This window comes from Marinobacter sp. F4216, from assembly GCF_019931195.1.
Taxonomy (GTDB): domain Bacteria; phylum Pseudomonadota; class Gammaproteobacteria; order Pseudomonadales; family Oleiphilaceae; genus Marinobacter; species Marinobacter suaedae.
Map to the genome: position 1 here is coordinate 108,279 of NZ_JAIOUO010000008.1, position 25,316 is coordinate 133,594.

Genomic DNA, 25,316 nt, shown 5'->3' on the forward strand with positions numbered 1-25,316 from the left:
CATTATCCGCATCAGGCGTAAATGACTGGATTCGTCACATTATCTCTCTGCATAATTTATAAAAATTATGAGCAATCACATCACGTTTATAACTGTCCATGTTGTCAAAAGCGCTTTGGACCTTTTCAAAGGTACGATTGTTAGTCCATTCAACAATTTTTGACGCAAGCGAATCCGGTGTCGGATCAAAATAACCAACGACACGATCAAGTGGCTCCGACATCCTGTACTGGGATACCACCAGCGACGGCTTACGATAAATCAGGATATCGTTCTCGATTCCGGACATCTTGCTCTTGCCGTAAACCTCATGATATTTGCGAAAATGGGTATCCACCTGAATGGGTGCAATAAAGAAGTCGACAGCGGCAACCTTTTCTTCAAAGACCTCTGACGGAACATACCCCTCACTGTAATCAAGAGAGAACTTGTCTGACTCGATGGACTTAAAGTCTCTGATGATGGATTTCGCGTGCTTCTGGCCGGCATTACCCAGAAGAACCAGCCGAATTGGATAATCCAGTGCGTCAAGGCAGGCTTCAAGCGCCTGGAATACCTGATTGAAATCCTTCTTGCTGTTGGTCACCTTCCCCGTTATTGCAATCGTGACCGTATTCGTATCCTTTTGATCTGCAGAATATTCTTTCTCACCCAGGTACCCGAATGGCAACACCGGAGGCAAGACTTTTCGCTGATCAACCCAACCATTGTTGACGACATAATCAGAGATCGTCTGATTGGCAAACATGAAGTAGTCGATCTTTTCAAAAACCTGCGCTTTGAGCTTCCATTCCCTGCCTATTAGTACCTTTCGGATCAAGTGAGACAGAATACCCAGGGAATTGATAACAGGACGGTGAAGGTGAGAAAACCGAGCAAAATCACAGTGAGCATTGTGTATTCGGATCATCGACGTAGCTACAAAAGGCAACTCATTCAGCTCACGCCAGTAATGTCTGATCGTATTGAAGTACAGGATATCGGCGGATCTGAACACGGGATCCATACGACCCATGAAGTCGGAAATGGACTCCTTGTCCTTCTTTAAGTACACGCTGAGCTGACCATCGTCAGAAGTGGTCGGCAAAGCCGTCTTCTTGAAAACACTGGGGAGCGTAACCAGTGTAATTTTGAAATTACTGCACTGCAGTATTTCATACAGGGTCTTAATCAACTCTGCGTGGTAGTGCAGTTCGAGTACGACGAGGTGAACGGTTTTATCCTCGACACGCACTTCAGAAGACTGGCTCATAACATTTACCGCCATGTTGATGGTCGACTTACTCGGTAGCAACCGACTGGAATCGCGACCGGACTGCACCACAGGCCCTTTTAGTCAGAACCCTTCGTTTCAGGACTCGCGACTTCCTTTCCAGTCGCGCCATCGGGACTGCCAGACCCGCAGCCATGTCCTCAATCGGCTACGGGTCTCACTGCCCGAATAACGGCCCTTGGCAACATGCCGAATCCGATAGACGCCAGGCAATTCGATAGGCTCACCCTGACTGCGGAGTAGCCATCGGAAGGCCCGATCTTCGTGGCACTTGGCGAAGGTCTCCTCTGGCTGCTGGTAAATACCAATGTTCCTGCAATAGCCCACCGCCCGACACACATCACCGTGGGCAATCTGTAACGGCCCTGTCGCCTTGCTGATGGTACGGCTGGTGAAGGACGATGTGTCAATATCCAGTACCTGAGGGCCGGCAGATCCAGCCTTTAGCATGGGGTTATCTTCTGCCAGAAGATCGGTCGTGCGCTCCTCATCCGGGAACAGTAGAGCATCACGCCGCCCTTGAAGCACCTCTGCCAGGGCATCAAGACACCCCTGCCGGAACATCAGGTCACAGTCGGTAAACCAGACCCAGTCTGCGGTGGTTGCAAGCGCGGCCCGATTACGCCCGATGCCTCTTCGGAAGAGCTCCTGCTTGGGGATTGCCTGCCAGTTCCACGTCACCCCGGGAACATTTTGCTCGCCAAAATAAGCCAGCAACTCTGCCGTTTTCGCATCTTCGGAGCTGTAATACACGGTCATGGTGACATCAAGTCCCTTGGGCGGATACAGCACCAGGGAGCTCAGTTGATACACAAGAAAATGCGAGTAATTCCAGCAGTGGCTGACCACCTCAAGTTTCAGGTGTCCGGTTTTTGCCGATCGCTCTTGTTCAGGCGGCAAGTCCGGCTCAAACCACCCAGCTGGAATCCAGCCGCCTGCCGCAAATTTGAAAAATGCCAGCCTGATTTTATCCCACATAGAATATTCGCCCGAAATCCCCAGATAGAGCCCAGATGCGCCGCATTCTAGGTCAGGCGCTACTGAAACCAAAGCGCCAGATTCTAGCATGGAGAAGGCCTGAAAAGCAGCGAGCCCTCCCGAGTCTTAGCTCTGGCGCCTTGTACGCCAGCAGTGACAATGGTAGTTTTCGCCCTTCGAGCTTTCGGCCTCCACTGGATGACACTGTGCCCGGCAAATTCATCAAAGTTGCATTCCACCTTATTTCTCTCCTCAGCCTCAAGAGTGCTCAGCGTGTTGGCCGCAGTCTCGGAGCCATGGCATGGCGACTCGGCGGACGCTCGGTAGAAACAACGCGAAAAAACCTTCGGGCATGCTACCCCACCGTGAGTGAACAGGAAGTCGAGGAACTGGGCCGAAAAAGCATGCAGGAAACGGCAGCAACCGCTCTTGAGATTCCACTGATGTGGGAGTGGCCCATCGAGCGCTGCCTGGACCTGATAAAGGAAATCGAGGGAGAAGAACTTCTGAGGGATTACCAACAGGGCAAACAAGGGTTGGTATTACTGGCCCCTCACCATGGAAACTGGGAACTTGCCGGACTTTTCTTTGCCTCTCGCTACAAAATGGCTGCTCTCTACAGCCCGCCCAACCAACCCGGACTGGAAGATTACATAAAAACCGCCAGGAGCCGCACCGGGTCAGAACTCGTCCCCACCGATCGGAAAGGCATTGTTCGCCTCTTCAGCATCCTGCGTGAAGGCGGCGTGATTGGCATCCTTCCGGATCAGACGCCCCGACGCGAAGGCGGGGAATTTGCGCCTTTCTTCGGTATTCCAACGATCACGATGACGCTTGCGTCCAAGCTCATTCAGAAGACGGGCGCCAAGGCCATTGTCACCTATGCCCAAAGGCTTCCTGGAGGCAAGGGCTTTAAAATGGTGCTCAGGGAGGCCGAGCCAGGCCTGTCATCCAAAGACCTGACAGAGTCCCTTACCGCCCTGAACCGATCGGTTGAGAAGTGTATTGCCGAGGTACCAGAACAATACCAGTGGGAATACAAGCGCTTTCGTCGTACAGCCCCCGGGGAAAAGCCAGTCTACTGATCACCTCCGGTACCCCGAAAGCAATGACTCCCAGAGCTGCTCCCGAAGACTGGCGTCCAGATGGCCCAGTAGCTTTTCAACGGATCGCTTCAAGCGATTGATGTTGGCTTTTTTCCAGTCGCTACCCTTTCCGCCCGAAATGATACGTCCCCGATCAAAATCAATAAGATAGATCTGATCCGAAACCAGAATATTCATGCAGTTCAGGTCGGCGTGATACACACCGACGTCATGGAAGCGACGAATGCATGCCCCGGCGTCTTGCCAAACACCCATATCGGAAAAACCGGCATGATCGGACAAAGGGATGGCATTGGGTATGCGCCGCATGAGAATCGACGCATGATAGAACACCGAACCATGACGCTGGTAGCCGGCCGCAATGGGTTCGGGAACAGGTAAACCCTGGCTATAGAGTTTGCGTAGCAGCCGAAACTCTACAAAGGATCTGACCTGGCTGACTCTGGTATAAACGTAGTCTCGTCGAAGGAAGCGCCCCGGAAGCCCGCCGCGGCAAAAATGTCGAAGGAGCAAGTCACCAGCTGCGGCATGAATAAACCAGGCCGCGCCTCGCCCGCCCTTACTGACCGGATCGGCCAAATCCCCCCAAAAGTCAGGGTCAAACCACCCTTCCTCGAACGAGGCCTCAAATGACGGCGCCACCAGGTATCCCCCGGTGGCGCCAATGTGCTTGATGTACTCTTTTCCCATCGGTGGTGGGGATCTATCTGACCTGGGTCAGCCAGCCGCTGTGCTCTGGCAGCTTGCCTTTAACAGCATCGAAGTACATAGCCTGCAACTTCTCAGTCACGGGACCACGCTTGCCAGCGCCAATGACGCGACCGTCCAGTTCACGGATAGGCAAGACTTCTGCCGCAGTGCCGGTAAAGAAGGCTTCCTCAGCGATGTAGACTTCATCACGCGTGATACGGCGCTCTTTCACCGGAATGTTCAGTTCGCGGGCAAAGTCCAGAATGGTCTGCCGGGTAATCCCCTCCAGGCAGGAGGTCAGTTCCGGCGTGTGCATCACGCCATCACGGATGATAAAGATATTTTCCCCTGAACCCTCCGCAACGTAACCCTCATTATCCAGCAATAATGCTTCTTCACAGCCACTGGCGATGGCTTCGTTCAGCGCAAGCATGGAATTGATGTAGTTTCCGTTGGCCTTGGCCTTACACATGGTGATGTTGACATGGTGTCGGGTGTAGGAAGATGTCCGCACCTTGATCCCCATCTCCTTGGCTTCCGGCGACATGTAGGAGGGCCAGCTCCAGGCCGCAACCATCACGTGCACCTTGAGGTTGTCCGCCCGCAGACCCATGCCCTCAGAACCGTAGAACACCATTGGACGCAGGTAAGCTTCATCCAGGTTGTTTTCTCGGACTGCGGCACGTTGCGCTTCGTTCAACTCATCCTTGCTGAACGGAATCTCCATGTTCAGGATATGAGCGGAGCGGAACAACCGATCGGTGTGTTCCTTCAAACGAAAAATGGCAGGGCCGTTCGCGGTATGGTAGGCACGCACACCCTCAAAACAGCCCAGGCCATAATGCAGAGTGTGAGTCAGCACATGGGTTTTGGCTTCTCGCCAGGGAACCATTTCACCATCCAGCCAGATCAGGCCATCGCGATCAGCCATTGACATTCTTTGTTGCTCCTAACAGTCCGTTTTCGTGGGGAAATGGCATTCTAGCAGGAAATTTGACAAGAAAAATACACACGATTCTACCCACCCATCACCCGCTTCCAGACCGAGATCACATACTCGCGCTCCGCCTCGAACGCATCCCCTTCCACCTTGCTACTGAGGTTCTGGAGCGCTCGCCGATGTATGGTTGATCGGAGCGCAATGAACACGTCACGCAGCTTTTCCGCATCCTCAACAGGCAATATCCCAACCTGCCCCAACGCCTCCATTTGACGTATGTTGTCGGACCAGCGGGTCAATTCCGGGTGGTCCGCGCTGTGGGTCAGCATCAGGTACTGAACCATGAACTCGATATCCACCAGACCGCCCGGGTCATGCTTGATATGAAAGACCTGGTTCCGGTTTCCGTCGGGAGTGGCGAGACTCGCCCGCATTTTCTCTCGCATCTCTACTACTTCTTGCCGGAGCCCCTCCGCATCCCGACGCTGGCAGAGTATCCGATGGCGAATATCCTCAAAACCCGAGAGCGTGTTTGCGCAACCCGCAACCCCCCGCGCCCTTGCCAGAGCCTGATGTTCCCAGGTCCAGGCGTCTTTCTCCTGGTAGCGCTCGAACGCCGATAACGTACTGACCAGCAAACCGGAATTCCCCGAGGGGCGAAGGCGCATGTCGACCTCATAAAGCTGCCCGGAGGGTGTCTGGGTATTGAGAATATGTACAATGCGCTGGCCCAGCCGGGTATAGAAAACCGCGTTATCTATCGGTTTGTCGCCATCGGTGGACAGTTCGGCGTCGGCCGTATGGACAAACACCAGGTCCAGGTCCGACGAATACCCCAGCTCAATTCCCCCCAATTTGCCATACCCGATCACCGCGAAGTCTGTTTCGGGTGGCGCACCATCCGAACGCCCCGGATACCCGTGGCGACTCACCAGATTGGCAAAGGCCACATCCACCACATGATCCAGCACCACCTCCGCTATCCAGGTCAGATAGTCACTGACCTTCATGAGCGGTAACGTGCCCTTCAATTCCGCGGCCGCCACCCGCAGCACGTGCGCCTTCTTGAAATGACGCAGGGATTCCATCTGCTCTTCGAGATCTTCAAACGGAATCCGCAGCATCTGCTGGCGAAGATCATCCTCAAGTTCCGCCTTGGCGGGCGGGTAATAGAGGCTTTCGGCGTTGAGCAACTCATCCAACAGCAAAGGGGTATCGGCCAGTTGCCTGGCGATCCAGGGGCTATCGCTGCAGAGCTTGACCAGCTGGGTTCTAGCCCCCGGATTCTCCAGCAGCAGAACCAGATAAGCGGTTCGCCGAAGCACGGCCTCCACCAGCTGGAGCACCCGTGACAGGGTCTCAGAGGGATTTTCCACCTGCGTCAGCGCTTCCAGCAGTACTGGCATGAACTGGTTCAGCCGTCGCCGCGCCTGAGTCTGCATGGTCTGGACGGTTCGGTTCTGCTTTAATTCTTTCAGCAGCCGATAGCTATCCTCCGCATCCTCGAAATCGTGGCTTCGAAGCCAGCCAACCGATGACGCCTGATCCAACTCCGACAGCCACAATGCATACCACTCTTCGGCAACCATGCCGCTACCGGCCTGGTCATCGTCATCACTGGCGATGATATTGGCAAAATGGCGAGCAACGTTCTTTCGGTGAAGATCGAGCTCGGACAAGCAGTCAGCCCAGTCCTCGAACCCCATAATCAGCGCCACTCGGGCTCGTGAAAGATCGTCCTCAGGCAGAAGCTGGGTTTGCCGGTCCTCCATCCCCTGCAGAGCATGCTCCAGATTGCGCAGGAACACATAGGCCTCCCGGAGCTCCGCCACCACCGTTACCGGCAGCAATTCCAGGGCTTCCAGCTCCCCGAGGATCACCAGCAATGACCGCTGTTGCAGTTCACGATCTCGTCCGCCGCGAATCAGCTGGAACGCCTGCACCACAAACTCGATTTCCCGGATACCGCCACTGCCCAGCTTGATGTTATTTTCCATGCCCTTGCGCCTGACTTCCCGGCTGATCATCGCTTTCATGTTGCGCAAGGACTCAAAGGCACTGAAATCAATGTATTTCCGATACACGAACGGTCGCAGGCTGCGCATCAGAACCTGCCCTGCGCGCTGGTCTCCCGCCACCACACGGGCCTTGACCATGGCGTAGCGCTCCCAGTCCCGGCCCTGATCCTGATAGTAGGCTTCCAGGGCGGCAAAGCTCAAAGCCAACGCGCCACTCTGGCCATAGGGGCGCAGGCGCATGTCCACCCGGAACACGAAGCCATCAGCGGTGATCTGGTCCAGCGCCTGTATCAGGCGCTGACCAAGCCGGATAAAAAAGGTCTGATTATCCAGGGCACGGCGCCCATCCCGGGTTTCACCAGCACTGGGAAAGGCAAAGATCAGATCGATATCGGAGGAAACATTCAACTCGCCGCCACCGAGCTTGCCCATACCCAGAACAACCATCTTCTGGGGCGCCTCCTTTCCGGAGACCGGGTCAATACCCCAGGGAGTTCCGAATTGCTCGCACGAGTCACCGTATAACCACTCCAGCGCCCCCTCGATGCACACATCGGCAAAGGCACTGGCCGCAGCCACTGTTTCGGACAGATCTGCCCACCGCATCAGGTCTCTCCAGATGATCCGGAACTGGGCTTCCCGCCGGAATCGTCGGAGCGCGACCTGCAAAGATGCCTCGTCTGTTACGTGTGTCAGATAGTCTTGCCAACGATGGTTCAGGAATTCTGGCGTTGTAGGTTGCGAAAGCCCCCGAATATTCAGACATTCACGGATGTGATCGGGAGAGCGCTCCAGAACCTGCCGGAGAAATGGACTACGAGACAAGGCATCGGCAACCACCTCCGCCGTCAGATCATCGACCGCTGTCAGCCACGCCGGGCAACCATCCGGAAACACCGTGTTCCAGCTGCGGGCAACATCGTCCGCCAACACGGGCGGAAGGGAGCTCCAAGGACTGGACATAAGGCAAACCCCTGTTTCTCTGTTATATTTCCGGTACTGTATAACGAATGCCACCCCGACTGAACAGGCTCCAGAACGGATGCAGAGAAACCGACGCCCCCTCAATCCGGAACACCAACAGACCCACCTGCCCATGGGCAGTATGATTCAGAAACGGATGAAACGGCTGTTCCTGATCCTGAGCGGGATGCTCGCCCTTCAGATATTGGTGATCTGGACGTTCGAGGATCTGAATCTGTTCGAGTCAGTTTGGATCACCATGACCACGGTATCCACTGTTGGCTACGGCGATTTCGCACCGCAAACCCTGATAGGACGAATCAGCACCATCGTGGTGATGTTTGTTGGCGCCATCACGCTGCTTACACTGATCGTCAGTGACTTTATCGAATACCGTTTTTATCGTCGGGAACGCATTCTTACCGGGAGATGGGTATACAAAATGAACGACCACATCGTAATCATCAACACCCCTCAGACGGGCGGAGAACAGTACTTTCTACGCTTCGCCTCCCAGGTTCGCTCGGTACCTGGCTACACCTCCATTCCCATCATGCTCCTGACGCGCCAGTTTCCCGAGGGCCTGCCACCGGAACTCAGGGACGTGGGGCTGGTTCACTACCATGGTTCCGGTTTCGATCCAGAGGCCCTCAAGGCCGTCCATGCCGGCAGTGCCCGGCACATTGTGGTGCTTGCCGCCGATGAATCCGATGCTTACTCCGACAGCCTTACCTTCGACATTGCCCACCGGCTATGCGAACTCAACCTTGGCAGCCGGACGACCATTGAATGCGTCAGCGACGCAAACCGGCCCCGTTTCGAAAACCTGGGAATACGAACGGTGATCCGCCCGGTTCGGACCTACCCGGAAATCATGGTGCGATCGGTGGTCGCACCCGGCTCCGAAAAGGTCTTGGAAGACCTGTTCAACTATGAGCATGACCATCCGCACCGCTATGAAATAACACTGGACGACCTGAATTGGGCAGATATTGTCAGCGCTCTGATTCGACACGGCATAGGTACTGCCCTCGCCTATATTGACCGTGATGATCAGGTAATCTGTCACCCGGAGATCAATACGGAGATTGAGGGCAAGGGATTGATTGTTCTAGTTAAATCGAACCACACGCCCTCGGTGGAGGTGGTTAAAGAGGCGCTGGATCGCTATCGGGATTTCATAAACCGTTGGCACGAATTGCAGACAGCAAGCAAAAGCAAAGAGTAACCCCCCTAGGGGACACACTCCATTGCCAGGAGCGCTTACGAGCGCAACAAAGCCACTTGCAAAGGCCCCAGTGACGGAATTCGCTCAGGAATAGGGTCAGCCTGGAACTGCTCGAATACCTTCGCTGCATCGGACGATCCGACAAGCGCTGATGCTCCCTCAAGCTCCACCACAGCCTCATCGAACTCAGAGGTTTTCTCGCCCGTCAGCCAGAGCGTACTGATTCCATGGAACAACCGGGCAACAGCATCGGATTCCCGTGGCAATGGCTCAGGCCGATGGATTCCCGCCAGGTAATAGCCTTGCTCTGCTTTGCTGATCAAGTTGATGAAAAATGGCACCTGTTCCGCCAGCTTTCCGACCCAGTGGAGCAGACGTTTTTCGTCACCGGATTTGAGTTCAAATTCCACCTCGCATAACGGCAACGCGTCGGAACCAGACGTGATTTCGCCGATATCAACGGCACACTCGATCACTGCAGCACCGTCATCCAGCATCACGATCCGGCGCTCGAAGTTGGTTTCAAAAATAGGCTTTAAGGCAGTTAGATCGATATCGGAGGCCAAAGGCGTCTCCCCCAGCAAATCGAAATCCAGAGATGGCCCCGGAACCGGCCACTCCCATTCCTGCCTCCGGTGCGCGCCATCAACAAAGTCGCCCTGGGTTTTCAGGGTTTGGATATACCGGTCACCCGCCTGGCGGATACGCAACGCAGCACGGCGACGATTCAGCTCCGCTGCCGGGGTATCAAAATAAGTATTAATAAGGCTTTTGGTGGGGCCCGCAGACGCTTCGGGCAGGGAAGAAAGCCAGCGATAGGCATCTTCGGCGGAGGAAGGGTCCAAGGTCAGTTTGATTTCCAGTTCCTGAGGCATGGTTTTCGCTCACAGCAATAACAATGCCGCCAGCATACACACCCCAATAAAAAACGGCGACCCGAGGGTCGCCGTCTTCTTCAACTACTTTTAAATCAGGCTAAAGGCCAGATCAGAAGTAGTAAACCGCACCAACGGCTGCAACGGAAGCTTCGCTTTCGTCAGCAACACCGAAGGAACCGTCATCACCGCCCAGCAGGTAGCCTTCAGCGTAAACGTACATGTGGTCAGATACGTTGTGCAGAGCCTGCAGGATAACGGTGTCCAGCTCGTCGCCAGCTTCGTTGTCCTGAACCTGGTAAGACAGGGCGAACTGGTTGGCACCCAGGCCGTAAACACCCATGATGCCATAGATGTCGGCGACGTCTTTACGAGTCTGGTATTCACCGATGATGCTCAGGTTGCCAGCGTTGAAAGTACCGGTCAGACCGTAAGTGTTTTCGTTGTTGTCGCTCTGACCACCGTCGTTGCTGTCCATAGCGAAAGCTACAGTCAGGGCATCAACAGAGTAAGTAGCGGCCAACTGGTACGGGAAGGACTTATCAGTTCCGCCCTTGGCGTCGTTCTCACCGTTAACCTGAACAGCAGCACCTACAGTCAGGCCACCGAAAGACGGAGTTTCGTACTGGATCAGGTCGCCTTCGCCAGTGTCGCCCAGAGTGAAGATGTTGGAACCAACTTCGTGGAAGTTACCGATCAGAACAGCGGCGCGCTCGTAAGTGGAGTCGTCAGAACCAACCCAAACCTTACCGAAGTCGCCCTGAGCACCGATGTAGGCTTCGTCCAGGCCAGCAACACCGTTGCTGCCAGCTTTGTCGTCAGCGCCGATACGCTCCAGCTCCAGCTTGTAGAAACCGGTTACGCCCGGAGCAATTTCGTGCTCGTGAGACAGGCCAATAGTAGTGCCGTTGTCGAAGTGCTCGAGGCCGCTTTCGCCGCCTTTAACATCGCTGTACGCCAGAGCGTACTGGATGTTACCGTAAACGGTCGGCATGTGAGCGTCGGCAAGCGCAGCGCCAGAGAAAGTTGCGGCTGCAACAGCTGATGCGATGAGCGTTTTTTTCATTTTGCGTCTTCCTTTGTGAGTTAACTCAGGTTTTAGCGTTATAAAACGGGTTCGGATCCCGATTTTTTTTAGGCCTAACCAGAAAAACTGGTTGGACCCGATTCTGGATTACCCTTACGTCAGTTTCATGACAATCTGGGTAACTTTTTTTCTAGTTATGCAATCCGCATCATGCAGATCTTTAAAGCTCAATCACTTACGGGACCTTTTTAAAGCCCCGAATGATGAAACTGTTTTAATATACTGAACCCAATTTTGCAAATCATTGCGGGTGCATTTTTAGCTCGTTTCGCACCAGAAACGCAAGTGTTTATGCTTTCTGGCGCTCAACAGCCCTCCGCAAGAACGCAAACAATTACAGGGCCAACTCAAAAACTTTTCTTTCCTTTCAATAAGTTGAATCGCACAATCCGAAACAACCGAAATCACACGGGGTATAACCTACACTTTTACGCACCAAGAGGAAACACCGTCTCCTTACGCGCCCCTGATCTGTGCACCTCACCCTCGCCCAGAAACAGGCGTTTCCAGCAAAAATGTAACCGGTCCGTCGTTCACCAGGCCCACTTTCATATCCGCACCGAAACGCCCGACGCTCACGCGATCCCTTCCCAGCCCGTCGCGGGCCTGAGCCACGAAGTACTCGAACAGGTCATTGGCAATTGCGGGCGGGGCAGCGGAGGAAAAACTCGGACGGGTACCAGAGTTGGTATCGGCCGCAAGGGTAAACTGAGGAACCACAAGAAGGTCACCGCCGGTATCCAGAAGGCTTCGGTTCATTCGCCCCTGGTCATCCGGGAAGACACGGTATGACAGAATTTTCCGGCAAAGGTCGGCGGCAGTATCGGCGGAGTCTTCACGCTCAACGCCCAGAAGAAGCAGCAAGCCCTCACCACTGATGGCGATCTGCTCACCATCTACAGCAACACTCGCTTCTGATACTCGCTGGATAAGCCCTTTCATTCACAACTCTGGATACAGCAAGGGTTTTGTTATTAGTCGGACGGGAGTCTATCGGGACCAGCGAGGAACCGCAACAGGAAAAGCGGTAACTAACTGGCGCTTTGTTGTGATTTGCTCACCACCTCCTCCACCCCCCGAATGAGAGCGTCGACGATCGCCGGTTCCGCTGCGGAATGACCAGCATCCCGGATAATCCGGAGCTCCGCTCCTGGCCAGGCTTTACTCAGGGCAAAGGCGTTATCTACCGTGCACACCATGTCGTAGCGCCCATGGACAATAACGCCAGGTATATCCGCAAGCTTTCCTGCATCCCGCAGGATCTGGTCCGGTTCAAGGAAGGCTGCATTCATAAAGTAATGGCACTCGATACGTGCCAGTGCGATCGCCACATGGGGATGGCCAAAATGCTCAACAATACGGGGATTCGGATGCAGGGTCGCGCAACGCCCCTCCCACACGGACCAGGCCTTGGCCGCCTGAATTTGTTCCAGTTCGTTACTGCTCGTCAGGCGCCGATAATAGGCAGACACCATATCAGATCGCTCGGACTGCGGAATCTGCGCTTCATACTCCTCCCAGTAATCGGGAAAAATCCGGCTGGCACCGGATTGGTAAAACCACTGAATATCCTCCGGACGACACAGAAAGATACCCCGCATCACCAACCCCAGCACACGGTCCGGGTGGGCCTGGGCGTATACCAGGCTCAGCGTAGAACCCCAACTGCCACCAAAAAGTAACCAGCGCTCCACCCCCAGAAAGGCACGAACGGTTTCCATGTCGGCCACCAGCCGGTCAGTGCTATTCCCCTCCAACTCTGCCAATGGCGTGGACCGCCCAGCTCCACGCTGGTCCATCAGGATGATACGGAACCGTTCCGCATCGAAAAACCGGCGCTGGTAATCCTCACACCCACCCCCAGGCCCCCCATGAACCACAAGCACAGGGATACCATTCGGGTTACCGCTCTCTTCCACATAAAGCTCATGGGGTGGATCAACCGCCAGGGTATGATGGGCGTTAGGGGTGATTTCAGGATAGAGGGTCAGCATGGCAACACTTCCGGCAACGAGTGTTCCCTGAGTGTAGTCAAGCACCTCACTGCAATGACATGAACCGCCATAAAAAAACCGGGCACCACCTGTCAGGCGGGCCCGGTTTTATCAGAGCTTCGGCAGGCTTACTTCTTGTTCGCGCGCTTACGCTCGTTTTCAGTCAGCAGCTTCTTGCGCAGACGGATCGACTTCGGCGTTACTTCAACCAGCTCGTCGTCGTCGATGAACTCAAGCGCCTGCTCCAGAGTGTGCTTGATAGGCGGCACCAGACCGATCACTTCATCCTTACCGGAAGCGCGCATGTTGTCGAGCTTCTTGCCCTTGGTCGGGTTCACAACCAGATCGCTGTCACGGCTGTGAATACCACACAACTGGCCTTCATAGATTTCCTGGCCCGGATCCAGGAACAGCTTACCGCGGCTCTGCAAGGTCTCCAGTGAGTAAGTCAGCGCAGTGCCCGTCGCCATGGAGACCAGAACACCGTTCTGGCGGCTGGTGACATCACCCATTTTGATCGGACCGTAGTGGCTGAACGTTGATGTCAGGATACCGGTACCTGACGTCATGGTCAGGAAAGCGTTACGGAAACCAATCAGTCCGCGCGCCGGAATGGTGTACTCAAGGCGCATACGCCCTTTACCATCCGGAGCCATGTTGGTCAGATCGCCCTTGCGCAACCCCATCTGCTCCATGACAGAGCCCTGATGCTGCTCCTCGATGTCGACAATTACGTTCTCGTACGGCTCTTGCTTCTCGCCATCGATTTCACGAATGACCACTTCAGGACGGCCAACCGCCAGCTCGAAGTTTTCACGACGCATGTTCTCGATCAGTACCGACAGGTGCAGCTCGCCCCGGCCGGAAACCTTGAACTTGTCCGCGGAGTCACCCTCTTCAACACGCAGAGCAACGTTGTGCAGCAGCTCTTTTTCCAGACGTTCTTTGATGTTCCGGCTGGTGACGTACTTGCCTTCTTTACCCGCGAACGGCGAATCGTTCACCTGAAAGGTCATGGACACGGTCGGCTCGTCCACAGTCAACGGCGGCAGCGCCTCAACATTAGACTGGTCGCACAGGGTATCGGAGATGTACAGCTCATCCATGCCGCTCACACAGACGATATCACCCGCCTGCGCTTCCTCGACTTCCACGCGCTGCAGACCAGAATGCCCCATGATCTTGAGAATACGACCATTACGCTTTTTACCGTCAGCACCAATCGCGGTTACCGGTGAATTGGTCTTAACCTTGCCGCGCATAATGCGGCCAATGCCGATAACACCCAGGAAGCTGTTGTAGTCCAGCTGGGAGATCTGCATCTGGAACGGGCCGTCCAGGTCAACCTTTGGAGCCGGCACATGGTCAACAATCGCCTGGAACACGGCATCCATGTTGTCGTCGAGGTTTTCGTGATCGTTACCCGCAATGCCGTTCAGGGCACTGGCGTAGACAATCGGGAAGTCCAGCTGTTCGTCTGTCGCGCCCAGGGCATCAAACAGATCGAAAACCTGGTCAATAACCCAGTCCGGACGAGCACCCGGACGGTCAATCTTGTTCACCACCACGATCGGGCGCAGGCCCGCCGCGAAGGCTTTCTGGGTCACGAAGCGGGTTTGCGGCATCGGGCCATCGATCGAATCGACAACCAGCAGCACACAATCCACCATGCTCATTACACGCTCAACCTCACCACCAAAGTCGGCGTGTCCCGGAGTGTCGACGATGTTGATGTCGTAGTCATTCCATTTCAGCGCCGTGTTCTTCGCGAGGATGGTGATACCGCGCTCTTTTTCCTGATCGTTCGAATCCATCACGCGCTCGCTATCGAGCTCTTTACGCTCCAGCGTTCCGGATTGACGCAGCAACTGGTCTACGAGTGTGGTTTTGCCATGGTCAACGTGGGCGATGATGGCGATATTACGAAGCTTCTCAATCACAACTATTATTCCTGCGACATGCTGTCTTTGACCTGAGCCGTCGTCCTGAGGCCAAACCTCACATGTCGTCTCAAATCCGTAAATGGTGGGCCCATTAAGAATGTGCCGGGCGGCACCACCCCGAAACCGGGGCACAAAATAAGGCGGCGCGAAGTATAGCGAAAAGTCCTACCCCTGAATATGGACATTAACGCCTATCGGAACTCGGGGACCCGCACCAACTCAGATCATCGGCAGCTTTTTTCGCCCCATTTTAGTGCGTCACACCTTGTTTCATGCACCAATAACACCCCTCTAACCAACAGCCATAGCCCTAAAACCCGCGTCACTGAGCCAATCAGGGCCACGCCCCAGAAATTGGCAAGACGCTTGCTTAAAAGATTTCAGCCCTAAATCACAGGCAAGCGGCATTTCCATTTGATAAGCTGCCTAAGCCTCTGAGGTGGATCGGATCACCAATCCGACAACCGGCGAAAAGACCACGAATGCGTCCCAGACGCTGAATAAACAACGGAGCATGCACAATGTCCAAAACGATTGATTTGATCAAAGAACACGAAGTTAAGTGGGTCGATCTGCGCTTCACCGACAGCCGCGGTAAAGAGCAGCACGTTACCCTGCCGGCCTCTGAAATTGACGAAGATTTCTTCACCGACGGCAAGATGTTCGACGGTTCCTCAATCGCTGGCTGGAAGGGCATCAACGAATCCGACATGATCCTGATGCCGGCCGACGACACGTCTGTGCTGGACCCGTTCACCGAAGAAACCACGGTCAACATCACCTGTGACATCGTCGAGCCGTCCACCATGCAAGGCTACGAGCGTGACCCACGCTCTGTTGCACGTCGCGCAGAAGAGTACCTGAAGTCCACCGGCGTCGCCGACGGCGCACTGTTTGGCCCTGAGCCCGAGTTCTTCGTATTCGATTCCGTGAAGTGGGACGTCGACATGAAGGGCGCTGGCTACAGCATCCACTCTGAAGAAGCTGCCTGGGTATCTGGTGAAGACTTCGACCGCAACAACATTGGTCACCGTCCGGGTGTCAAAGGCGGCTACTTCCCGGTTCCGCCGGTAGACAGCCTGCACGATCTGCGTGGTGCGATGTGTGCGGCCATGGAATCCATGGGCCTGGAAATCGAAGTACACCACCACGAAGTGGGCACCGCTGGCCAGTGTGAAATCGGCGTTGGCGCCAACACCCTGACCCGCAAGGCAGACGAAGTTCAGATCCTGAAGTACTGCGTACACAACGTTGCTCACGCTTACGGCAAGACCGCCACCTTCATGCCGAAGCCGGTGGTTGGCGACAACGGCTCTGGCATGCACGTTCACATGTCCCTGAACAAAGATGGCAAGAACATCTTCGCTGGCGACGGCTATGCCGGTCTGAGCGAAACCGCCCTGTACTACATCGGCGGTATCATCAAGCACGCCAAGACCATCAACGCCTTCACCAACGCCTCTACCAACAGCTACAAGCGCCTGGTTCCGGGCTTCGAAGCTCCGGTTATGCTGGCCTACTCTGCCCGTAACCGTTCCGCTTCCATCCGTATCCCGTTCGTGAACAGCCCGAAGGCACGTCGTATCGAAGTTCGCTTCCCGGATCCGTCTGCCAACCCGTACCTGGCGTTCGCTGCCATGCTGATGGCCGGCCTCGACGGCATCCAGAATAAGATCCACCCGGGCGATGCCATGGACAAGGATCTGTACGATCTGCCGAAGGAAGAAGCACTGAACATCCCAACCGTGGCCGAGACATTCCAGGAAGCCCTGGATTGCCTCGAGAAGGATCACGAGTTCCTGACCAAGGGCGGTGTGTTCACTGAAGACATGATCGCTGGCTACGTCGACCTGAAGCGCGGCGAAGTTGAGCGCCTGAACATGACCACTCACCCGGTTGAGTTCGACATGTACTACTCTGTTTAATCACCACAGATTCAACAGAACCAAAAGCCCCGCCCCGTGCGGGGCTTTTTTTCGCCCTCTTCAGGCCTCACCCGGAAAATCCTCGCAAGTGCCTGCCGCCGTTAACGATATGTAACCAACAACCGCCACCGGAGCCGTTGAAAAGACCTCAGGCGCCATCGATAATCGGTTAAAAACCACGACAACAGGTGCAGTTATGAAACCGAGGACCGGATTGCTCACCGCAGCCCTTATCCTGGCCACCTCTTCCGTCAGCGCAGAGGTTTACCGAAACGTCGATGCCTATGGCAACGTCACTTACTCCGACGAGCCGACCGAAGGCGCAGAAGCCATCGATGTGAAACCGGTGACAACCGTGACTCTCCCGAAACCCCAGAATGTGCGGGAAACCGACAAGCTCCGGGAAGAAGTCAAACGTGAAGGCTCGGTTTATGAAAGTGTTTCGTTCATCTATCCGCAGAATAACCAGGCATTCCACAGCGGCGGTGGCGAAGTCCGCTTTGAAGTCAGCAGCTCCCCTGCGCTGCAATCGGGGCACAAATACGAAGTGACGCTGGATGGCCAGCCGATTGGCCAGAGCACCTCTGGCACTGTCGCAGTCAGTAACGTAAACCGGGGCACCCACGATGCCCGCGTCCACATCGTGGATGAGAACGGCGTTCAGGTGAAAACCGGCTCCGCCATCAGCTTTACCGTGCACCGCCCGTCAGTCGCGAACTAATACCGCGCACCATTTCAGTGCATTCGCACCAAGAACACGCCATACTCTGACCAGCATCAGGGCGTTACAGCCCCGCTGGTTAGAGTAAATACCCTCTCCTGCACCAGCTTACGGCATAATTCCGCCAGTTTTGGCTCGTTTATACGCGTATCGCCCTGTGTTTTACCAACGGTGTCTAAACTGGTTCGCTTCTTGCAATCCTTTGGACATATTAAAACAAACCGGGTCGTTCAACGGGATTCGCGCATGGCACTGTCCAAGCCCATCACACCGAGCTACAAGAGCATTCTCGACAGCCTTTCCACGGCGGTCCTGGTGCTGGGGGACTATCTCAAGATTCGATACTTCAACCCGGCGGCGGAAAGCCTTTTCGAGACCAGCATGACCCGCAGTTTCGGCCAGCCTTTCGGCTCCATCCTCATCGATTCAGAGGAAGCCCTTGAAACCCTCTACGCCGCGCTGGAAAACGGCCAGTCCTATACCCGGCGGGAAGCGGAGTTTACGCTGGCCAGCGGCTCGCGGCTGACGGCCGATTACTCGGTCACGCCGATCAGCATTGATCCCACCGAGGTGCTGATCGAGATCCAGCCCAGGGACCGGCTGCTGCGTATTACCCGCGAAGAGGACATCATCTCCCAGCAGGAAACAACTCGCATTCTGGTACGGGGCATGGCCCACGAAATCAAGAACCCTCTGGGGGGCATTCGCGGAGCGGCACAGCTTCTGGACCGGGAACTGAATGACGAAGACCAGCGGGAATACACCCGGGTCATCATTGACGAGGCAGACCGGCTTCGCAGCCTGGTGGATCGGATGCTGGGCCCCAACAAGGCTCTCAAGCTAGCGCCGACCAACATTCACGAAATACTGGAGCGCGTTGGCACCCTGCTGGAAGCCGAGAGCAAAGGCCGCCTGCTATTCCGGCGGGATTACGACCCCAGCATTCCGGAATTCCCCGGTGACAAAGAGCAGTTGATTCAGGCCTTCCTGAACATTGCCCGCAACGCCATGGAAGCCGCGTTCGAAAACCAGAACGACCATGACAGTGATGAACCACCCACCATCACGTTCCGGACGCGGGCCCTGCGCCAGTTTACCATTGGCAACCGCCGCCACCGCCTGGTGTGCCGGGTGAATGTCATCGATAACGGTCCCGGCATTCCGTCGGAACTGCGGCAAAACATCTTCTATCCAATGATCAGTGGGCGTGCCAGCGGTACCGGCCTTGGCCTGTCCATCACCCAAAGCATCATTGGTCAACATCACGGTCTGGTTGAGTGCGACAGTGAGCCCGGCCAGACGGATTTCACTATCTTCCTGCCTCTGGAGGACACCCCATGAGCCAACCGGCTAACGTCTGGATCATCGACGATGACCGGAGCATTCGCTGGGTGCTGGAACGCGCCCTCAATCAAGCCGGCATGCACCCCCGGGTCTTTGAGAGTGGCGAGGGCATCACCACGCGCCTGCAGCACGAACAGCCCGACGCTGTCATTAGCGACATCCGAATGCCGGGTGTCGATGGCATCACCCTGCTGTCGGATATCGTCGCCGACCACCCCGATGTACCGGTAATCATCATGACCGCGCATTCGGACCTGGAAAGTGCCGTCACTAGTTACCAGACCGGTGCGTTTGAGTACCTGCCCAAACCCTTTGACGTGGACGATGCCGTTGCTCTGGTGAAACGTGCGGTCGCCCACAGTCACGAGAAAAGGGCCAGCACGGAAAAGCAGCCGGAAAACCTCCAGCGCAATACCGAAATCATTGGTGAAGCGCCGGCCATGCAGGAGGTTTTTCGCGCCATCGGCCGGCTCTCCCACTCCAACATCACCGTTCTGATCAACGGTGAAAGCGGTACCGGCAAGGAGCTGGTGGCCCAAGCCCTGCACAACCACAGCCCACGAGCCAAGCATCCGTTCATCGCCCTGAACATGGCGGCGATTCCCAAGGATCTGATTGAATCGGAACTGTTCGGTCACGAGAAAGGAGCCTTTACCGGTGCCGGCGCTGCGCGCCAGGGACGATTCGAACAGGCCAACGGGGGAACTCTGTTCCTCGACGAAATCGGCGACATGCCCGCCGACACCCAGACCCGATTATTGCGGGTTCTGGCCGATGGCGAGTTCTACCGGGTGGGTGGCACCACACCCATCAAAGTCGATGTGCGCATCATTGCGGCCACTCACCAGAATCTGGAAAAACTGGTGGAAGCAGGCTCCTTCCGGGAGGACCTGTTCCACCGCCTGAACGTGATTCGGGTGCACCTGCCCAAGCTGGCAGAACGTCGGGAAGACATTCCCCGACTGATGCAGCACTTCTTGAAGCGCGCTGCGAAAGAACTGGCGGTTGAATCCAAGCTGTTACGCCCGGATGCAGAGGAGTACCTCTCCACCCTGCCCTGGCCCGGCAACGTCCGCCAGTTGGAGAATACCTGTCGCTGGCTGACCGTGATGGCCAGTGGTCGTGAGATCCATATCGACGACCTGCCCCCCGAACTTCTGCATCAGGCCGAAACACCTACCGCCGGATCGACCTGGCAGGAAGGCCTGAGAAACTGGGCAGAGCAGGAGCTGAAGCGGGGCAAGAAAGGCATTCTGGATACCGCGGTACCCGAGTTCGAAAAGATCATGATCGAGACCGCACTCAAGCATACGGGCGGCCGCCGTCGGGATGCCTCCATCCTGCTGGGATGGGGGCGCAACACCCTGACCCGGAAGATCAACGAGTTGGGCATGGATCACCCGGAACACGAAGAAGAGTAAGTCCACGCTCCTCCCTTTACACGGGGAGGAGCCTTTCAGTTTCCCTTAACGCTCCTGCCAGAAAATCACCCGGTCGTGCCCCCGGTAAACCCCGAAAGTCGCCAGACCGACCGGATCGTCCAGAGCACCATCGCCATCCCAGTCAGCCTCCAGCCAACCGGGCACATCCCAGGTCAGCGCATCTGTACCCTGGGTTCCGTTGGGCTGTAGTGTCAGTGGGCCGCCGCTGCCAGCGCCAATCGTGCCGGCATCGGCGGATAACGTATGGTACACCTCCGGATCGCTGATGCTTGCCGTACTCCAGGCAGAGCAGCCATCATCGGCGTGCTCGACAAAACGGCTGCCATTCCAGGCTTCCGCCCGAAACGGCATCGACAGCGAAGCGACATTCTCCGGTCCGTAGACATTCTCCAGATGCCAGCGACCGTATCGCACTTCCAGGGGCGCGCCGGGCGTAATCTGGACTGGCACCAAAGGTGCAACGACACCATCGCTATCGACGACGCCCGTCACCGTAAGCGTCAGACTCGGAGCAAACGGCCCGACTTTGCCATCGGGGGATTTATCGTAAACCAGCGAGTCCATACTGGAGAAGATGTAGGACACCTGTCCGGGACTGGAGACTGTCACCATGCCGGTTTGAATGGAGGCGGTAACGGGTATTAATGCGCCGGAGAGCCCCGTCTGGACATTGTCAGTCGTTGGCGAAGTCCGACTAACGCCAGAAGCATTCAGCTTCATGAACCCCGTTTCTGTGTAGTTGCGAGTGACGTACGTGCCGGGCCCCATCGCCGAAATGGTGATTTCCGGCATCAGGTTCCAGCTCATGGCCTGCCCGGTGTAGGTAAACGGCGATCCGGTGCTGCAAAACGGAGCCAGTTCCCCTGGTGATACCGACAATTCAAACCGGTCCGGAATGAATCTCCCTACGTTGGCTGACAGACCTTGAAACGGTGGCGTAGCACCAAGGTAGGAATCATTGCGCGCGGCCAGCGCTATGATCCCCACCTCGTTCCAGCTCACGCCACTGACAAGCGCCTGGCCATTGCTGAACAGAGACCCTGACAGCAACCCAGCCCCGGACAGCAGCCCCACCTCGCTTCCAGGGCCAACTGGCTGAACCAGAGTATGGGTAAGGTCAGCGCCCTGGGGAGTACCTTCCTGCCCGTAACTCGCCAGCGGCGTGCCGTTTGCACCAACCGCCGCCAGTTGCACGTCAAAGGCCTCCCCCGCAGCCCGGAATACCGGCCCGGAAGCATCGCTCGCAGAGGGATTGCCGGATACGAACAGTTCGAACCGGTCAGGCCGGACGGTCCAGAGATCACTGACGCCCGCCACCGGCAGCGGACTCCCCATGACGTCCTGTACAATTCCGGACGTGTCATCCAGCAGATTAAGCTCGTACTGACCAACATCCGAAGTCACCAGTGAAAACGATGCCTCGCCACCCGTAAAGTTGAGGGAAAGGTTGTTCGCCGAGGGCAGCGCATTCGCAACACCCGCAGTGCTCGTTCCGATATTCAGGCCTGGCGCGTTTCCGCCGGGGTCATCTCCGGTACGGGACAGCCAGGCTTTGAGCCCGATGCTGCCTTCGTAATCCGGAATCGAGCCACACTCACCATTTACAGGATCGCGACGTACGGCCCGGACCACAAACTGATGGTCGCGCTCAGCCACAATATCGAGTCCATTAACGTCCGAGCTTTCAACCAGAAAAGCATTCTCCAGAAACTGGATGGCAGAAGACTGGGACTCCACACCGGATAATTCTGTTACCTGTATAGTGAGCTCATCAGCCGTTGCGTTAGACAAGGCCAAAGACACCGCCCCCCCATCCGCAGGTACGAACTGGTAGGTAACCCCACCATTGTTATCTGTGTCTGGATTTGGAGCTAAAACACCTGCAGGTACGTCAGCGCTGCCTGCCGCCCAGTTTCCGCTTCCGGAGCTTGTCTGCACAGCAATCTGCCCGCTGTAACCCGCCAGCAAGTTTCCGCCCTGATTCAGGGCGCGTATGGTCACCTCGACCGGCGCACAGACGCTGCCAGTCGCTGGCACCAGAACTTCAAAGCCACCCAGATTATTGCCACCGCCAGAGTTATTGTTGGACCCACCTTGAGTTGGCTTGTCCGCATTACCTTTGGGCGGCTCGGTGGGCCACCCCCCCGTGCCATCGGGACGCCTGGATATGGTCTTGGAGCTGGTCTGAGCTCCCGAAGCTTGCCAACTGTAAGCCGGTTCACAATTCATATCCTCCTGGTCGACAAATCCATTAACGCTCAGATAATCAATGGTATTGCCCTCACCATCTTTCAGCAGGATATCCATTGCCTGGAAGTTGATGACGTCCCCATTTTCAATCTGCGCTTTTTCGACCACCAGCCAGGGAAGGCTCAATGCCGTGGCAGCACTTAACGGTATATCACCACTGCAACCTGCATTACTGCACAGCGACAGCGACCAATCGGAATAACTGTCGGTTGCCGAAAAAGACAGCATTTTTAATTCGACAAACCAATTCGTTTGGCCTTCAGATTGTTTATGCACCTCATTAATAGTTGCCTGCCCCCAATAGGCAGAACACTCTGCAAGGGCGTTAGCAGAAGCCAGTACGCCCGTGCAGAGAACCACCAGCGAACGAAAGAATCTTACAATGGCAGGAAGCGTGCCTTTCACCGGACCTTCACCTCCACCACACGCCGGGCCTGATCCAGCCCCGCGCCACATTGGCCGGCACTAATCAATGTGAACACCGGCTGAGCTCCCCCCGAGCCCTGCACATCCGCCAGCACTGACTCACAGGAAACCTCGGCCTGGCAGCCCGACAGCCCAGTCGAAGAAAAAACCTTGGGTGATGAAAGACCGCTGCAACTGTTCGCCTCCAGTACCTCACGCACGCCGACCTGAGCACCGCTTTCAGCACTGAACAACGCCCGCTGGGACTGTATCTGCAGACTTACCGCCTCGGCACTGCCCTGCTGGAGCTGGGCCATGACCACCACCAACAAGGCCAGCACTGTCATCACAAAAATCGCCACCGGCAGACCGGCACCAGACTGCTTTTGCAGGGAAGACTCAGGGCACATTACGAATCTGCACCTCCTGACTCACGGTGGTCACCTCGCCGGTTTGCTCACTTTGCAGCTGGAAAGTGAACGCCACGACACCGTTACGCTGCAGTGTGGGAGGCACCACCTCGAATTGCAGGGAATTGCTCACAAGCCCAGCTGCCAGCACTTCACGGTTTGGCGCCCCGGTTGGCAACCCCGACGCCACGGAGGACTGGATACCGTAGTTTGAATATCGGAACAGGAACGGCCCCTGCTGACACAGGGTTCTCGGTTCATCAATCACAAAGAATTTTCGAGCCGGGGACTGGCCCGAGAAGCGGTGGCTGGCACCGCCGTCAAAGCTCACGGTGACGGGTGACGTGCCCGTCGGCAAGGTGGCTGCCGGCGACACCGGGCCAGGATTGCTCACTGAATACAGGTCACTGCCATAGCCGTAAACCACAACTCGACCTGCCGCGGTTTCACCACCCGCAAGCGGCACTGCTTCGAACGAGGTCAGACTTCCACCACCGGGCAGGGAGAGATAATTGGAAGCGGCCAGCAAAGGCATCCATTCGATGCAGGAACCATCACTGTTTATCCGCACCGAGCCCGGCAACGCTTCTCGCAGAGCCCGGCTGACCTGTTCACTGAGAACAACACCGGACAGCGAACGCAGCTGGCGCGAACCCACATCAATGGCGCCCTGCGTCGACAGCGTCACAAAGCGTAAGGAAATCGTGGCGACGATCGACAGCAGAACGATCACCATGATCAGCTCGATGAGCGTGAAGCCCTCCGCCCTGCGCATCAGAAATTCGCCCTGTAGGCAGAAAAGGTGAAATCCCGGTTGTCGGGGGCAGACACCAGAAGGTCAATACGCTTGGCCTCGGAGGCCGGCAGCCCGACATCGGCACCGGCACAGCTCACCGACACCTGAACGGAGAATCCGCTGTAGCCACTCAGACTGCTGAGGGCGCTGGAGGGCGGTGAATCGACTAATCCGTTGTAATCGTCCACGTCATCAAACGTGGCCCGGATCTCAGCACCGTCTGATCCGATGCTGCAAGCACCGTTATAGCGGGGAACGCCCCCCTGAGGGGTCTGTTCATCGTATTTTCGGGTGAGGATTTCATCCATATACAGCTGGGCCAGCGCCACTGCCCGGGTCTCGTTCAGCGGATCGGCACTGCGACCGGATATGAGAGAAAACGCGCCCACTACGCCGGCAATGGCGATGCTGATAATCACAATCGTGATCACCAGCTCCACCAGCGTTGCTCCCTGTTCGCGCCTCATGGCAGACAACCTCCGGAATAGACTGCTCCCAGGGAACTGATGCAGGTCTGGTAAGTGCTGTCGCCGGCAAAGGTCAAACTAGTACTGCTACCGCTTGAAACTTCACCGAGGCTATTGAAGGACAGGGTCAGGGGAAGCGCGACACCAGTCAGACTGGTTCCGGCGCGCTCGACGCTGAAGACACGAGCCTCCGGGGAACCGGCACCGACGGTAAACCTAAAGGATTCCGCCGCTTGCTCAACAGTGAGCGTACCGGCGGAGTTGCCCGCCAGCGCTGCTTGCTGGGCAAGCAGCGTGGCGGAGGCGAGTTGCTGGGTGGCCAGGAGTGGGGAGAAGGCGGATCGACTTGCGAATAAACCGATCCCCAGCGCTGAAATCACACCAATCAGCACTATAGCCATCACCAGTTCAATCACAGTGAAGCCTGCGGATTTGACCAATTGAGGCTTCATTGGTACTCC

The 25,316-nt window shown here is 56.2% G+C and carries 21 protein-coding genes; 6 read left to right on the forward strand and 15 right to left on the reverse strand.

Going from position 1 to position 25,316, the window contains the following annotated elements; all coding sequences use genetic code 11:
- Nucleotides 1-34: 34 nt before the first annotated feature.
- Together K8I84_RS15515 and K8I84_RS15520 are read right to left on the reverse strand one after the other, a co-directional pair.
- Nucleotides 35-1,252: a hypothetical protein gene (locus K8I84_RS15515; protein WP_223795691.1), complete on the reverse strand. Its 1,218-nt coding sequence runs from the start codon at nucleotides 1,250-1,252 to the stop codon at nucleotides 35-37.
- Between the two features lie 99 nt (nucleotides 1,253-1,351).
- Nucleotides 1,352-2,251: a glycosyltransferase family 2 protein gene (locus K8I84_RS15520; RefSeq protein ID WP_223795692.1), complete on the reverse strand. Its 900-nt coding sequence runs from the start codon at nucleotides 2,249-2,251 to the stop codon at nucleotides 1,352-1,354.
- Nucleotides 2,252-2,457: 206 nt separating this feature from the next.
- On the opposite strand from K8I84_RS15520, the gene K8I84_RS15525 reads away from it, so the two are divergent.
- Nucleotides 2,458-3,336, forward strand: coding sequence for a lysophospholipid acyltransferase family protein (locus K8I84_RS15525; protein ID WP_223795693.1), 879 nt, complete (start codon nucleotides 2,458-2,460; stop codon nucleotides 3,334-3,336).
- On the opposite strand, the gene K8I84_RS15530 is transcribed toward K8I84_RS15525, so the two are convergent.
- The 3 genes from K8I84_RS15530 to glnE all read right to left on the reverse strand — a co-directional run bounded on the left by K8I84_RS15530 (nucleotide 3,337) and on the right by glnE (nucleotide 7,968).
- Complete coding sequence (locus tag K8I84_RS15530) at nucleotides 3,337-4,047, reverse strand: 3-deoxy-D-manno-octulosonic acid kinase (RefSeq protein ID WP_223795694.1); 711 nt, start codon at nucleotides 4,045-4,047, stop codon at nucleotides 3,337-3,339.
- A 13-nt stretch (nucleotides 4,048-4,060) separates the two neighbouring features.
- A complete protein-coding gene (locus tag K8I84_RS15535) occupies nucleotides 4,061-4,984 on the reverse strand; it encodes a branched-chain amino acid transaminase (RefSeq protein WP_223795695.1) in 924 nt (307 codons plus the stop codon).
- Nucleotides 4,985-5,064: 80 nt separating this feature from the next.
- Nucleotides 5,065-7,968, reverse strand: coding sequence for a bifunctional [glutamate--ammonia ligase]-adenylyl-L-tyrosine phosphorylase/[glutamate--ammonia-ligase] adenylyltransferase (gene glnE, locus K8I84_RS15540; RefSeq protein ID WP_223795696.1), 2,904 nt, complete (start codon nucleotides 7,966-7,968; stop codon nucleotides 5,065-5,067).
- Between the two features lie 79 nt (nucleotides 7,969-8,047).
- Between glnE and K8I84_RS15545 the strand changes: the two genes are divergently transcribed.
- Nucleotides 8,048-9,196 (forward strand): potassium channel family protein, encoded by a 1,149-nt coding sequence (locus tag K8I84_RS15545; RefSeq protein ID WP_223795697.1) that lies wholly within the window; start codon nucleotides 8,048-8,050, stop codon nucleotides 9,194-9,196.
- 35 nt (nucleotides 9,197-9,231) lie between these two features.
- Here K8I84_RS15545 and K8I84_RS15550 read toward each other — a convergent pair whose 3' ends face one another.
- The 5 genes from K8I84_RS15550 to typA all read right to left on the reverse strand — a co-directional run bounded on the left by K8I84_RS15550 (nucleotide 9,232) and on the right by typA (nucleotide 15,092).
- Entirely contained in the window at nucleotides 9,232-10,071 is an 840-nt protein-coding gene (locus K8I84_RS15550) for a CYTH domain-containing protein (protein ID WP_223795698.1), read from the reverse strand.
- 112 nt (nucleotides 10,072-10,183) lie between these two features.
- Nucleotides 10,184-11,137 (reverse strand): porin, encoded by a 954-nt coding sequence (locus tag K8I84_RS15555; protein ID WP_223795699.1) that lies wholly within the window; start codon nucleotides 11,135-11,137, stop codon nucleotides 10,184-10,186.
- A gap of 501 nt (nucleotides 11,138-11,638) precedes the next feature.
- Nucleotides 11,639-12,100: a D-aminoacyl-tRNA deacylase gene (gene dtd / locus K8I84_RS15560; RefSeq protein WP_223795700.1), complete on the reverse strand. Its 462-nt coding sequence runs from the start codon at nucleotides 12,098-12,100 to the stop codon at nucleotides 11,639-11,641.
- A gap of 89 nt (nucleotides 12,101-12,189) precedes the next feature.
- Nucleotides 12,190-13,152, reverse strand: a complete 963-nt coding sequence (pip, locus tag K8I84_RS15565; protein ID WP_223795701.1) for a prolyl aminopeptidase — start codon at nucleotides 13,150-13,152, stop codon at nucleotides 12,190-12,192.
- Nucleotides 13,153-13,280: 128 nt separating this feature from the next.
- Entirely contained in the window at nucleotides 13,281-15,092 is a 1,812-nt protein-coding gene (gene typA / locus K8I84_RS15570; protein ID WP_302910702.1) for a translational GTPase TypA, read from the reverse strand.
- Nucleotides 15,093-15,616: 524 nt separating this feature from the next.
- On the opposite strand from typA, the gene glnA reads away from it, so the two are divergent.
- The 4 genes from glnA to ntrC all read left to right on the forward strand — a co-directional run bounded on the left by glnA (nucleotide 15,617) and on the right by ntrC (nucleotide 20,506).
- Nucleotides 15,617-17,020 carry a glutamate--ammonia ligase gene (gene glnA, locus K8I84_RS15575; RefSeq protein ID WP_223795702.1) on the forward strand — a complete coding sequence of 468 codons (1,404 nt, stop codon included), beginning with the start codon at nucleotides 15,617-15,619 and terminating at the stop codon, nucleotides 17,018-17,020.
- Nucleotides 17,021-17,216: 196 nt separating this feature from the next.
- A complete protein-coding gene (locus K8I84_RS15580) occupies nucleotides 17,217-17,741 on the forward strand; it encodes a DUF4124 domain-containing protein (protein ID WP_223795703.1) in 525 nt (174 codons plus the stop codon).
- 246 nt (nucleotides 17,742-17,987) lie between these two features.
- Nucleotides 17,988-19,082, forward strand: a complete 1,095-nt coding sequence (gene glnL, locus K8I84_RS15585; RefSeq protein ID WP_223795704.1) for a nitrogen regulation protein NR(II) — start codon at nucleotides 17,988-17,990, stop codon at nucleotides 19,080-19,082.
- Nucleotides 19,079-20,506, forward strand: a complete 1,428-nt coding sequence (gene ntrC / locus K8I84_RS15590; protein WP_223795705.1) for a nitrogen regulation protein NR(I) — start codon at nucleotides 19,079-19,081, stop codon at nucleotides 20,504-20,506. Before glnL ends, ntrC begins: the two co-directional genes overlap by 4 nt.
- 45 nt (nucleotides 20,507-20,551) lie before the next feature.
- Here the strand turns inward: ntrC and K8I84_RS15595 are convergent, their stop codons facing one another.
- The 5 genes from K8I84_RS15595 to K8I84_RS15615 form a co-directional block, all read right to left on the reverse strand.
- Nucleotides 20,552-23,005, reverse strand: a complete 2,454-nt coding sequence (locus K8I84_RS15595) for a DUF6701 domain-containing protein (RefSeq protein ID WP_223795706.1) — start codon at nucleotides 23,003-23,005, stop codon at nucleotides 20,552-20,554.
- Nucleotides 23,006-23,178: 173 nt separating this feature from the next.
- Nucleotides 23,179-23,592 carry a hypothetical protein gene (locus K8I84_RS15600; RefSeq protein ID WP_223795707.1) on the reverse strand — a complete coding sequence of 138 codons (414 nt, stop codon included), beginning with the start codon at nucleotides 23,590-23,592 and terminating at the stop codon, nucleotides 23,179-23,181.
- Entirely contained in the window at nucleotides 23,582-24,367 is a 786-nt protein-coding gene (locus tag K8I84_RS15605; protein ID WP_223795708.1) for a Tfp pilus assembly protein FimT/FimU, read from the reverse strand. The genes K8I84_RS15600 and K8I84_RS15605 overlap by 11 nt, the downstream gene beginning before the upstream one ends.
- Nucleotides 24,367-24,855 carry a prepilin-type N-terminal cleavage/methylation domain-containing protein gene (locus tag K8I84_RS15610; protein ID WP_223795709.1) on the reverse strand — a complete coding sequence of 163 codons (489 nt, stop codon included), beginning with the start codon at nucleotides 24,853-24,855 and terminating at the stop codon, nucleotides 24,367-24,369. Before K8I84_RS15610 ends, K8I84_RS15605 begins: the two co-directional genes overlap by 1 nt.
- The gene (locus K8I84_RS15615) at nucleotides 24,852-25,307 is read right to left on the reverse strand and encodes a Tfp pilus assembly protein FimT/FimU (protein WP_223795710.1); all 456 of its coding nucleotides are present in this window, start codon (nucleotides 25,305-25,307) and stop codon (nucleotides 24,852-24,854) included. The genes K8I84_RS15610 and K8I84_RS15615 overlap by 4 nt, the downstream gene beginning before the upstream one ends.
- Between the last annotated feature and the right edge of the window lie 9 nt (nucleotides 25,308-25,316).